Origin of the sequence: Salipiger sp. 1_MG-2023 (genome assembly GCF_030547555.1) — a bacterium.
Taxonomy (GTDB): Bacteria; Pseudomonadota; Alphaproteobacteria; order Rhodobacterales; family Rhodobacteraceae; genus Salipiger.
In genome coordinates, this window is record NZ_JAUOQN010000009.1 from 1 (window position 1) to 12,280 (window position 12,280).

Consider the following 12,280-nt stretch of genomic DNA (forward strand, 5'->3'; position numbering starts at 1 on the left):
GCAGCGCGACTGACAAGCTCGGCCCGCCGGTGAGCGCGAGGCCCGTCGTGAGCTACACCATCAGTTGGGACATCATCCTCTCGTAGAGCCATTCAGACGCCCAAAGCCCCTTCGTCTGTGGCCAGAGTGGGATCTTTCGTCAGGCCGCGCCGCGTGGCTTACAATAGCCTATCTGGGTACGTCCACGGACGCCGCCGGCCAGAGACAGCCGCTTCTTGCGACTGTAGCCCCCAGCCCGGTGTTCACCAGAAGACATTGTTTTTGCTTGTACATGCGTGGATTGAGGCTGGCCCCGTCAGCCCAGATACAGAACAAGCGCCAAGGTCGCGTTTCTGCCAGCCTCGCAAGTCGTCCCCCAGTCGGATTTCAGCCGCGTGAGCGTATCGGCAGACAGACCTTTGACGTTCGGGTCCGGCAATCCTCACGGATCTACATGAATTTGGGTATCTGAGCAGCAAGCAGGCCGCAGCGCTTGCGGGACTCGCACCCCTGTTGAGGAAATCGGAAAACTGGCGTGGCAGGGAGCGTCTTTAGGGCGGGCAATCTATTTACCTGCAATCGTGACAACGCGCTTCAACCCGGACATGAAGGCGAAATATGACCAGCTGGGATCAGCCGGAAAATGCAAGCAGTTGGCTATCGTGGCCGTGATAAGCAAGCTGATTGTCACAGCATATGCCCTTCTCCGCGAAGAACGCAAATGGACCCAGAGCCCAACTTGACCAAAACGGATACTCTTGGTTTGCAGACAACCCATTGTCGGGCAATTGGGCGGCTTATGGCTCGCATCAAGAAGGTGCTGCAAAGCCACAACTCCCAATCTGGCAAGGACTTGGCGGCCGGGCCCCACCGCCCTCTCCAGACCTGAAGCCAGCAATGCCCACAATCAGATCCGGGGCAGCAGCACGCCCTTGCAGACGAAGAAAGACTGGCACTATTTCAACCCAGAGCAGTTCAAGAAACAGTCCTATGACCTGACGGGATGCGCCAGTTAGGGAATGCCGAATGATCGCGCAATCCTTGGGGCATGAGCCTGGCAGGAAAATGCTGGCTGCGCGGCAGCCCCAACTGTTCACGCCCCAGCTTTAGTCTTGCGCATCTTGGCCATATCAAGAGGGCGACCGACCAAGACGACGAGAGCCTTGATTTCCCCGCCCTGCGTTGTGCTGCGTGCCGAAGACTTGGGCATCAGCGGTTATCCAAGCCGCGCACCGCCCCGGGTTTCTTCTGGCCCTAAATATCCCGGGGGAGTCTTTGCAAAAAGACGGGGGCAGCGCCCCCAGCCGCCTTGCGGGCAAGCGCAAAGGTCGTAGACAGCGTCAGCCCAGATATTTGCGGAACCACGCGATGGTGCGCGACCAGGCCAGTTCTGCGGCTTCGGCATCGTATCGCGGGGTGGAATCGTTGTGGAACCCGTGGTTTGCGCCCTCGTAGATATAGGCCTCATAGGTCTTGCCATTCGCCTCAAGCGCCTCGCGATAGGCCGGCCAGCCCGCGTTCACCCGCTCGTCAAGCGCGCCGTACTGCAGCAGGATCGGCGCTTCGATTTTCGGCACGTCCGCCGCATCGGGCTGGCGGCCATAGAATGGCACCGCCGCGCCAAGTTCGGGGTAGGCCACCGCCGCCGCGTTCGCTACGCCGCCGCCGTAGCAAAAGCCGGTGATGCCGACCTTGCCGCTCACCTCGAGCTGCGCCGCCAGATATTCGATGGCGGCGAAGAAATCGTTCATCAGCTTTTCGGGGTCGACCTGCTGCTGCAAGGCGCGGCCTTCTTCGTCATTGCCCGGATAGCCGCCCATCGGGGTCAGCCCGTCCGGAGCCATGGCGATGAACCCGGCCTTGGCCAACCGCCGCGCCACATCCTGAATATAGGGGTTTAGCCCGCGGTTCTCATGAACCACCACCACTCCCGGCGCGGTGTCCATGCCGTTTGGCCGCACCATATAGGCGCGCATCTCGCCATGCCCGTTGGGCGAGGGATAGGTGATCCACTCGGGGGTGATGTCCGGGTCATTGAAGCTGACCTGTTCGGCCATGGCGTAATCGGGCGACATCATGCCCAGCACTGCCGCCGCCGTCATTCCCGCCACGGTATACTTGCCCGCCCGGTCGAGAAAATCGCGCCGCGAGATCAGCCCGTGGGCGTAGAAATCATAAAGCTCGAGCAGTTCCGGGGCGAAATCCTTGGCTGTCATGCGCTTGGTCATGGTCTCTCCTCCTTATTGAGCCGGTACGGGGTCCGGTTCGGGATCGCGCCGGGGCAGGATGCCCTCGACGATCACATAGATCACCGGGGTGACGAACAGGGTCAGCACAAAGGCCAGCGCCAGCCCGCCGGTGATCACCATGCCGATGGCGACGCGGCTTTCCGCCCCCGCCCCGGTCGCAGTGGCCAGCGGCACCGCGCCAAGGATGGTGGCAACGGTGGTCATGGTGACCGGGCGCAGCCGGGTCACCGCGCCTTCGATGGCGGCGGCGCGCAGGGCCATGCCTTCTTCGCGCAGCTGGTTGCTGAACTCGACCATCAGGATGCCGTTCTTGGCCATCAGCCCGACCAGCAGCACCAGCCCGATCTGGCTGAAGATGTTGATGCTCTGCCCGGTCAGCCACAGCGTCAGCACCGCCCCGCCAAGACCAAGCGGCACGGTCAGCAGGATGGTCAGCGGCGTGCGGAAGCTTTCGAACTGCGCCGCCAGCACCAGAAACACGATGGCCATGGCCATGGCGAAGACCATCCCCATGTCGCCCGAGCTTTTCAGGTAATCCGCCGCCTGCCCATCCCATGCCAGCGTCGCCCCGGCGGGCAGATCGGCCACCGCCGCCTGCACCCGCGCCATGACCTGCGCCAGATCGGCGCCGGTGGTCATGTCGGATTCGACCCCGACCGAATGCACCCGGTCGTAGCGGGTGATCGACGGTACCGTGGCGGCGGTTTCAAGGCTGGCAAAAGCCGACAGCGGGATCAGCGCGCCGCGGTCGTTGCGCAGCAGGATCGACATCAGATCCTCGGGCGCGTCGCGATCCTCGGGCGCGGCCTGAAGCACCACCGGGTATTGCCGCCCGTCGCGGCTGAACTCGCCGACCGTGCGCGAGGCGATCAGCACCTGAAGCGTGCTCGACACCGTCTGCGCATCCAGCCCCAGATCCTGTGCCCGCAGCCGATCAACGCTTAGCGTCGCGCCGGGCTGGTCGGCGGCATGGCCGACTTCGACGCCGCTGAGGTCGGGATCGTCTTCAAGCACCGCAGCCAGTGAATTCGCCCAATCGGCGGCGGTGTCGATATCCGGCCCGCCAAGAAAGAACTGCAAGCCGCCGCGACCGCTACCGATGCCAAGCCCACCCGACGGGCGCATCCATGTCTGCACATCGGTGATCCCGGCCAGCGGTGCGCGCAGGCCGGCCATGGCGTCCTGCACCGAGATGTCGCGCTCGTCCCATGGCACGAGATTGACGAACAGCATGGCGCGGCGCAGCTCTCCCCACATGCCGACGATGGTGGTGACATTGCTGACCGCGCCGCGGTCGCGCAGCGGCTGCAGCGCCGCCTCGACCTGCCGGGCGGCGGCATCGGTGACCTCCAGCGACGATCCCTGCGGCGCGGTGACATAGATGCGGAACTGGCCGCGATCTTCTTTCGGCGTCACTTCCTGCGGCAGGGAAAGGTACAGCGCCGCGCAGGCCGCCACGGCAAAGGCGGTGCCGCCGAGCAGCAGCTCTGGCAGTTTCAGCATCGCGCCCAGCCCGCGCCGATAGCCGCGCTCCACCACCCGGATCACCGCGTTGACCGCGCGGGTCAGCAGGTTGGGCTTGTCTTCGGCAGGCATCAGCCGCGCCGCCAGCACCGGCGACAGGGTCAGCGCGGTAAAGCCCGACACCACCACCGCCACCGCCAGCACGATGCCGAATTCGCCAAAGATCTGGCCGATCTCGCCGTCCATGAAGCTGACCGGAAGGAACACTGCGATCAGCACCGCCGTGGTGGCGATCACCGCGAAATTGACCTGATTGGCCCCGGCCCGCGCCGCCTCGCGCGGGGAATAGCCCATCGCCCGGTGGCGCTGGATGTTTTCCAGCACCACAATGGCGTCATCGACCACAAGGCCAATGGCGAGGATCATCGCAAACAGGGTGATGATATTGATGGTAAAGCCCAGAAGCAGCATCGCCAGACCTGCGCCAAGAATCGACACCGGGATGGTGACGATGGGCACAAGGCTGAGCCGCGCCGAGCCAAGAAACAGGAAAATCACCGCCGTCACCAGAAGCACCGCTTCGATGAACACGTCCTTGACCTCGTTCAGGGTGGTCTGGATGAACAGCGCCTCGTCGGTGGTGATGGTCAACGACATGCCGCTGGGCAGGCCGGGGCGGATCAGGTCCAGCTCGGCCTTGATCGCGCGGCTGATCGCCACGGTGTTGGCCTGTGCCTGCGGCTGGATGCCAAGCCCCAGCCCCGTCGCCCCATCGGAGCGGAACAGGCTTTCCGATGCCTCTGGCGCCTCTTCGATGCGCGCCACATCGCCAAGACGCAGCGGGCGGGCGCCATCGTCGCGCACCGCAAGATTGGCAAATTCCTCGGGGCCGGTGAACCGGGTACGCGCCAGTAGCGACAGCTGACGGGCGCCGGTCTCGATCTCGCCCGCAGGCAATTCGACGTTGTTGGCATCCAGCGCCGAGATGATGTCGCCAGTGGTCACCCCATGCGCCGCCATCAACCCGGCATCCAGCCAGATCCGCATGGCGGGGGCGCGCTCGCCGTAGACAGAGGCATTGGCGACGCCGGGCAGCCGCGCCAGCCGGTCGACGATGAAACGATTGGCATAATCGGACAGCTCGAGCGCCGACATCTCGCTTGAAGCCAGCGACAGGCGCACCACCGGATCGCTTTCGCTGTCGTTCTTGCGCACCTGCGGCGCGTCGGCGGCATCGGGCAGATCGCGCGCCGCGCGATCCAGTGCGGTGCGCACATCGTTGGTGGCGCTGTCGATGTCCACGGCGCTGTCAAAGATCAGCACGGTGCGGGCACGGCCCCGCTCGCTTTCGGTCTCCATGCTCTGGAGCCCCGAGATCCCCGCCAGCGCCCCTTCGATCACCGCGGCGATCTGGGTGTCGACCACATCCGGCGCGGCGCCGGTGTAATCGACGCTGACCGTCACTCGCGCGGTATCGGTAGATGGCAGCTCGCGTACCGGCAGCCGCGAAATCGCCACGGCCCCGATCAGCACGATCAGCAGGTTGAGCACCGTCGCCAGCACCGGCCGGCGGATCGACAGATCGGGAAGGCTCATCCGTCGACCTCCTCTGTTGCCTGCACCGGCGCGCCGTCCGACAGGTTTGCAAGGTTGCTGGTGATCACCTGCGCGCCCTCGGGCAAGGCGCTGGTGATCTCGATCATGCCTGCATCCAGCCGCCCGGTGGTGACGCTGAGGCGCCGCGCGATGCCGCCCTCGTTCAGATGCACAAAGGTCTGCGCCCCGGACACGCTCAGCGCGCGTTCCGGCACGGCGGGGGCGTCGCGCTCATCAAGCACCAGCGCGGCGCGCAGGAACATGCCCGCGGTCAGCAGCCGGTCGTCATTGGGCACCTTTGCACGCAGCGCGATCGAGCGCGTCGTCTCGTCGATGCGGGTGTCGATGCCCGAGATGGTGCCGGTAAAACTGCGATCCGGCCAGGCGGCAGAGGTCAGCCGCACCTCGAGCCCGGGTTGCAGCCGCGACAGATAGCGTTCGGGCACCGAAAAGGCGACCTCGATCACCGACAGATCGTCGAGCGTGGTCACCACCGAGGCGCTGTCGACCAGCTGCCCCCGGGCAAGATCGGTAAAGCCGACGACCCCGGCAAAGGGCGCGGTCAGGCTGCGGTCATCGAGCGTCTTTTGCGCCAGCGCCTGTGCCGCCTCGGCGCGCAGCATGGCGGCGCGGGCGGCTTCGAGATTGGCCTCGGTGGCGCTGCCGCTGCGGGCCAGCCCTTGCAGACGGGCGTAGTTGCCCCGAGTTTCGGCCAGCGTCGCCTCGGCGGCGGTGAGGTTGGCGCGGGCCTCGGCATCGTCGAGCCGCAGCAGCACATCGTCCGTCGCGACCGACTGGCCGGGGGCAAAGGCAATCTCGGTGACGCGGCCCGCCGCCAGCGGGTGCAGCACCACGGCCTCGCGGGCGCGGGCGGTGCCGACCGCCTCGACGGTTTCGGCAAAGCGCAAGGTCTGGGCCGGGGCGGTGCGCACGGCGGTCGGACCACGGCCGCGCGCGCCGCCGGCGCTGTCGGTCGCCGCGACCATATCGCCGGTGAGCACAAAGCCGCCAAGGCTGGCCGCTGCGATCAGGACGATGGCAAACAGGATACGCAAGGCTTTCATGGCTGTCTCCGGGTGGGTACCGAGGCAGGAACGTCGCCTATTCCCCGCGCAGAATGAATGTGGCGACGCCTCGCGGCAATATAAATTAACGTGTACGGATCGGCGGCGGCTTCGGCTTGGCCAAAGACTGGCGGGTTGCGTATAAAACCACCGTCTGGCTGTGGGCAATGGGACGCGCGCCATGGTTTGGGCCAGCGGTCGCAATTGCCGGGCGGAGTGCATAGCCGACAGGCATTGCGGGCCATTCCAGCGCATGCACCGCTGTCTTGGCGTCATCATCGCCGTCGTTGACGGGGCGCGCCGGTCGGATCCAACTGCTCGTTGTCTGGGAAAATGTCGCGCCTGATCCTGCGATGGACGGTAAAGCGATGCCGGTCGCTGGCCTGTGCAATACGCGCTGTGTCGCGCAGGCGCAGCTCTGCGTGGGCCATCTTCGTTCGCCTCGCTTACCAGCAAGGCAGAGCATCCGGCGCCAGCCGGTTCGCAAACTGCCGGTGCCTGCGCGATTTGCACACAGGCCAGAGCCTCGGCTATCTGGCGGCCTGCAAGCTGAGCTTACATTGAACGACCGTCTCGTCGTCCTTCGGAGCTTTGTCTTGCCATCGAAACCCTTGGGCATACCCCCATGCATCGGCATCAAAGGCAACGAAATGGACGAAGGTCTGATCAACGGGATTGACGTGCGGCTGTTGCGCACGACCTTGCTTCTGCTGCGCGAAAGAAACGTGTCGCGGGTCGCAATGATGCTGGGGACCAGCCAGCCCGCCGTGAGCGCAAGCCTGAAGAAAGCCCGCGTGGTTTTCGCCGATGCGCTTCTGGTACGGTCCGGGCAAAGCCTCGTGCCGACGGTGCGGGGCGAACAGGTTGCCGATCTGATCGCCGAGACGCTTGAGAAACTGGCCGAGCTGGTCGGAAGCGAGGACAGGTTCGATCCGTTTCGAGCCGAGGGGCGGATCCGGATCCTCGTGGTGAATTGCTTTGGCGGTTTTCTCGTCCCTGCGATCGGCGCAAGGCTTCGGGCCGAAGCCCCGGGGTTGGCGGTGGATTTCTTTGCCCCGTCGGAAAACGCCGATCTTGCGAAGGAGCTGGAGCAGGGCGTCGATCTGGTGATTTCCAGCTGGCCCGCCCCGAGGGGCAGCCTGCGATCTGCGCCGCTCCTGCAGTGCGGCATCTCTTGCCTGATGCGAACGCAGCATCCGTTTGCGCGCCGCAAGGGGCTGACAATGAAGGATTACGTCGACTGCGATCATGTCTCACCCACGCCGATCACCAATGCGCTTTACAGCCCGATCGACAGCAGATTGGCAAAGGTCGGTGTTCGCCGCCGCGTGATGATGTCTGTCCCGGAATATGCCCAGATCCCAGAGCTTCTGAAAAGCAGCGATCTCGTTTTCACGACCGGCACGCCCTACGCGACTTATATCGCGGAGGCATTCGGCGAGGGCAAGCTTCGCGTTTTCAAAGCCCCCGTCGAGCTGGAGCAGATGCAGGTTCACATGCTCTGGCACGAGCGTGTGCAAAACGGAGAGCAGCACCGGTGGCTGCGCCAACTGGTTCGGGATGTCGCGCGGCAGGCTGACAGGCACATGCTGTCCGCCGAGGCCGAAACCTGCGCTGAAAATGCCGGGTCTGAACTGGGGGTATAACGCCAGCCTTATACCAGACATAAGCCTTGCCTGCGTTGTTCCGCTGTCTGGCGGGGCGCATTCTCGCCGCATCTGCACAGGACACGGTGTTCTGTCCGGCTGACAAGCGAGATCAGAATGCCGCGCATCCCCCCTGTTTTCCAGCATTTGGCCTGCAGAAAGCTTTGGGTGGCTGGGCCGGGCGGTCTTGGTGCCGATGCTCGCATCTCGGTCGCGGGCTTGGCGGGATCGGCGTGAAACGCGATGTGGGGTGTCCGGACATTGGCCCGATTCGAGCCAGATCATGGGACGTGTCGCGCCTCAGACCCTTTCTGTATTGCCACTTGAATGATCAAGTGCGCCTAAATCTCGGGCGTAGGCTCAAAAACCTCTCCGCCCCCGTTGGGCGCCAATTGCCGACCACCGGCCCAATTCGCCGCGATGCCGGGTCCGGCTCGCAGAGCGGCCACCCCCGGAACGTCACGCCTCAGGAGCGCAGCTTTCAATGCAAAACAACACCCACCTTGTCCTGAACGGACTGACCGCGACCTACGGCCAGACCCGCGCGGTGGATCGTCTCAGTCTTGAAATACCCAAGGGCGAACTGTTGTCGCTGCTCGGCCCGTCCGGATGCGGCAAATCCACCACCCTGCGGATGATTGCCGGATTTGTTCCCCCCAGCGAAGGCTCGGTCCTGCTGGGCGGCAAGGACATCACCCGCAAACCGCCGCACCAGCGCAACATCGGCGTGGTCTTTCAATCCTACGCGCTGTTTCCCCACCTCACGGTGCTCGGCAATGTCGGGTTCGGGCTCAGGATGCGGCATTTCTCCAAGACCGATTGCCGCGACAAGGCCAGAGCCGGGCTTGAAACCGTCGGCCTTGGTGCCTTTGCCGACCGGTATCCCGCGCAGCTGTCGGGGGGGCAGCAACAGCGGGTCGCGCTTGCCCGCGCGCTGGTTGTCGAACCGGAATTGCTTTTGCTCGATGAGCCGCTGTCCAATCTGGATGCCAACCTGCGCGGCGAGATGCGCGACGAGATCCGATCGCTTCAGCAGCGTCTTGGGATCACCACCATCTTTGTGACCCATGATCAGCAGGAAGCGCTGGCGATGTCGGACCGGGTCGCGGTGATGGAAGGCGGGCTGATCCGCGAACTTGGCGCGCCGCGCCAGCTTTGCGATGCCCCGACATCGGCGTTCTCGGCCGAATTCCTTGGCGCGCGCACGGTGGTGAAGGGCACGGTCAAGAACGGCGTGTTCACCGCGCCGGGCCTTAGCTGTCAGGGCGCGCCCGAGGGCGCCACCTCCATCGTCCTGCGCGCGGCGCGTCTGCGCCTGAGCGGGGCGCCGGGCGGTCCGCTGGCTGTTCTGGGCGAGCTGAAAAGTGTCGCCTACCTTGGCGAGACCTTCGAGACCGAAATCGAGACGCTCTCGGGGATGATCCGCGTGATTACCCCATCCGACCTCACCCCACCCCCCGTTGGCACCACCTGCAGCATCACCGCGCTGCCCGGTGCCGCCACTTTCATCTGACAGGAGACTCCCCATGACATTTTCCAGACGGACCTTCGGCAAGCTCGCCCTTGGCGCGGGTGTTGTCGCACCGTTTCATTTCGTGCGCAGCGCCTCGGCACAGCCCAAGCCCGGCGACGAGCTTGTCGTCGGCATCTGGGGCGGCACTCAGGAGAAGCTGGTCAAGGAATATTGCGAAAAGCCGCTGGTCGAGAAATACGGCTGCAAGGTCAGCTACGTGCTTGGCGGCACGGTCGACCGTCGCGCCCGCGCCTATGCCGAGCGCGGTCGCCCCAGCTTTGATATCCTCTACCTCAACATCTACGAGAGCCGTCAGGCGGTGAAGGACAAGGTCACGCAAGCCCCGACCTCTGCCGTGCCGCAATACGAAAACCTTTATGATGCGGCCAAACTGGGCGGCTACGGCGTTGCCTTCAACCCCTGCACCATCGTCTATGACAAGACCAAGGCCAGCGCGCCGATCACTTCGTGGAAGGACATCTGGAACCCCGAATGGCAGGGCCGCATCGCCTGGCCGCAGGGTCTGGGGGCCGAGGGGGTGTCGGCGCTGATGATGACCGCCAAGGCCTTTGGCTGGACCGAAAAGGACTATGACAAGGTGATCGCCAAGGTGGCGGAGCTAAAGCCGCTGGCCGCGATCCAATCCAGTCAGGCGCAGCTTTTCGAGATGTTCGATCAGGGCATTTGCGATCTGTCGGTCGAGTTCGCGAGCTTTACCCGCAAGTATCAGGAAAGCCGCAACCCGAACATCGCCATCGCCGAGCCGATCGAGGGCACAGCCATGGCCATGAACGTTGCCTGCATCACCGAGGGCACGAAAAATCAGGTGCTTGCCGAAGAGTGGATCAACCTGCATCTCTCCGAGCCCTGCATGCTGGCCTATGCGCGCGAGACCTATTATTCGCCCACCGTCAGCAACGTGACCATCCCCGAAGAGCTGAAGGGCAAGGTCATGGGGCCGGAAGAGGTCGCGCAGATGAACGATTTTGACTGGGACTACATCAATGCCAACCGGTCGGCTTGGCAGTCGAAGTTTGACCGGGAAATCGCAGGATGAACAAATGGATGGGACCGGCGCTAGCAGCGCCGGTCACTCTGTGGCTGCTGCTGGCCTTCGCCGCGCCGGTAATCGCCGTTGTGTTGCTGTCGCTGCACGCGGTGCCGGACCCGTTCGGCCCGCTGATCCAACCGCCTTCGCTTGCGCAATTCGCGCTGGTGCTGGGGGATGGCTTTTACCTCGGGGTCATTCTGGAAACCGTGCTGCTGGGGGCCGGAGTCACCGTGCTCTCCGCGCTTCTGGGCTATCCGCTGGCCTTCTGGCTGACGCGGATGCCCGGCAAATGGCGGGCACTGGCCTTTGGGGTGATCCTGATCCCGTTGCTGACCAACGTCGTGGTGCGCTCGCTCGGGATCATGCTGCTGCTGTCTCCGGACGGGCTGATCAACGTCATTCTGGATTTTCTGGGGCTGCCGCAGGCGCGCACCATGCTCTTTACCCACGGTGCCGTCGCCATAGGACTGGCTCAGGTCTTCATGCCCTTCCTTGTGCTTGCGCTTTACGACACGATGCAAAGCACCTCGCCGCGCGTGCATGAAGCCGCCGAAAGCCTTGGCGCCTCGCCGGTGGTGCGGTTCCTTACCGTCGATCTTCCGCTGTCGCTTCCCGGGCTGCGCGCCGGGGTGATCATGGTCTTCCTGATGTCGACCACCGCCTATGTGTCCGCCACCCTGCTGGGCGGCAGCAAGGTCTGGACCATCGGCATGCTGGTTCTGAAAGAGGCGATCTCGAACCTCAACGCTCCCATGGCCTCGGCCCTTGCGCTGACCATGACCGTGCTTGGACTGGCCTTCGCCGGGCTTTGCACGCTGGCGCTCAATCGCATGATGCCCTGGACATCGGGCAAACCCAGCGAGCCGATTGCGCTTCCGCACTGGTTGATCTGCGTCGCGGAGGTCGTCGGCCCAACCCTTGCACGGCTGCTGCTGGCGGCAAGTCTCGGCCTGCTGCTGCTGCCGCTTGCGCTGGTCTGCATCCAGAGCTTCAACGACGTGCCGCTGGCCACCGCTGCCGGGTTCAAGGGCTTTACCCTGAAATGGTACGAGGCGGTCCTGTTCAACGGCAATTACACCGCCGCCTTCATGGTCTCGGTCAAGCTCGCGGTGGTGGCCACGGTGATCGCCGTGTCGCTTGCCCTGCCTGCCGCCTTTGCTCTGGCCCGATACCCGTTTCGCGGGCGAAGCGGTCTGCTGGCGTTCTGGCTGTTGCCGCTGTCGCTGCCGCATATCGCGGTTGGGGTCGGCATGCTGAAGCTGCTGCAGGTCTATTACATGATCCCGCCCTTCCTTGGCATGGGCGCCATCCACGTGGTGGTGATGCTGCCCTTCGTGATCACGCTTTTGACCGCGTCGGTCCTGCAACTGGACCGTGCACAGGAAGAGGCCGCAAGCAGCTTGGGCGCAGGCCCGGTGCGCCAGTTCCTTCTGGTTGTCCTGCCCGGGCTGGCCCCCGGTTTCTTCGCCGCCGGGATCGTCGGCTTCCTGATGAGTTTCGGCGAGGTCACCGTCACCAGCTTCCTGACCACTGCCCGGACGACGACGCTGCCGGTCCGCATCTATTCAGAGGCGACCTTCGCGCTCGAACCGACGGCGCATGCGATCTCGGCCATCCTGATCGTGCTGACCATCGTGACGCTCGGCATCGTGGGGCGGCGGATCCGGCTCGACAGGCTTTACGCCTGCTAAGCAAACCTGCGCGTCGGGGGCATGGCC

7 protein-coding genes are annotated in these 12,280 nt (G+C 64.4%); 4 read left to right on the forward strand and 3 right to left on the reverse strand.

Going from position 1 to position 12,280, the window contains the following annotated elements:
* Positions 1-1,319 precede the first annotated feature (1,319 nt).
* Genes yghX through Q4543_RS06435 form a run of 3 tightly spaced genes read right to left on the reverse strand, consistent with a single transcriptional unit; the run spans position 1,320 to position 6,352 of the window.
* Positions 1,320-2,207 carry a YghX family hydrolase gene (yghX, locus tag Q4543_RS06425; RefSeq protein ID WP_303436971.1) on the reverse strand — a complete coding sequence of 296 codons (888 nt, stop codon included), beginning with the start codon at positions 2,205-2,207 and terminating at the stop codon, positions 1,320-1,322.
* Between the two features lie 12 nt (positions 2,208-2,219).
* Positions 2,220-5,288, reverse strand: a complete 3,069-nt coding sequence (locus Q4543_RS06430; protein WP_303436972.1) for an efflux RND transporter permease subunit — start codon at positions 5,286-5,288, stop codon at positions 2,220-2,222.
* A complete protein-coding gene (locus tag Q4543_RS06435; RefSeq protein ID WP_303436973.1) occupies positions 5,285-6,352 on the reverse strand; it encodes an efflux RND transporter periplasmic adaptor subunit in 1,068 nt (355 codons plus the stop codon). Before Q4543_RS06435 ends, Q4543_RS06430 begins: the two co-directional genes overlap by 4 nt.
* 287 nt (positions 6,353-6,639) lie before the next feature.
* Between Q4543_RS06435 and Q4543_RS06440 the strand changes: the two genes are divergently transcribed.
* From Q4543_RS06440 to Q4543_RS06455, 4 genes are all read left to right on the forward strand, one after another.
* The gene (locus Q4543_RS06440) at positions 6,640-7,998 is read left to right on the forward strand and encodes a LysR family transcriptional regulator (RefSeq protein WP_303436974.1); all 1,359 of its coding nucleotides are present in this window, start codon (positions 6,640-6,642) and stop codon (positions 7,996-7,998) included.
* 484 nt (positions 7,999-8,482) lie between these two features.
* On the forward strand, positions 8,483-9,511 hold the full coding sequence (locus tag Q4543_RS06445) for an ABC transporter ATP-binding protein (RefSeq protein ID WP_303436976.1): 1,029 nt from the start codon (positions 8,483-8,485) through the stop codon (positions 9,509-9,511).
* 13 nt (positions 9,512-9,524) lie between these two features.
* Entirely contained in the window at positions 9,525-10,568 is a 1,044-nt protein-coding gene (locus Q4543_RS06450) for a PotD/PotF family extracellular solute-binding protein (RefSeq protein WP_216001835.1), read from the forward strand.
* Positions 10,565-12,253, forward strand: a complete 1,689-nt coding sequence (locus tag Q4543_RS06455) for an ABC transporter permease subunit (RefSeq protein ID WP_303436977.1) — start codon at positions 10,565-10,567, stop codon at positions 12,251-12,253. The genes Q4543_RS06450 and Q4543_RS06455 overlap by 4 nt, the downstream gene beginning before the upstream one ends.
* Positions 12,254-12,280: the final 27 nt, after the last annotated feature.

Excerpts from the sequence above, each read along its gene's own strand:
- Q4543_RS06450 (WP_216001835.1), top strand. The coding sequence starts at position 9,525 with ATGACATTTTCCAGACGGACCTTCGGCAAGCTCGCCCTTGGCGCGGGT.
- Q4543_RS06435 (WP_303436973.1), bottom strand. The coding sequence starts at position 6,352 with ATGAAAGCCTTGCGTATCCTGTTTGCCATCGTCCTGATCGCAGCGGCC.
- Q4543_RS06430 (WP_303436972.1), bottom strand. The coding sequence starts at position 5,288 with ATGAGCCTTCCCGATCTGTCGATCCGCCGGCCGGTGCTGGCGACGGTG.
- Q4543_RS06455 (WP_303436977.1), top strand. The coding sequence starts at position 10,565 with ATGAACAAATGGATGGGACCGGCGCTAGCAGCGCCGGTCACTCTGTGG.
- Q4543_RS06445 (WP_303436976.1), top strand. The coding sequence starts at position 8,483 with ATGCAAAACAACACCCACCTTGTCCTGAACGGACTGACCGCGACCTAC.
- yghX (WP_303436971.1), bottom strand. The coding sequence starts at position 2,207 with ATGACCAAGCGCATGACAGCCAAGGATTTCGCCCCGGAACTGCTCGAG.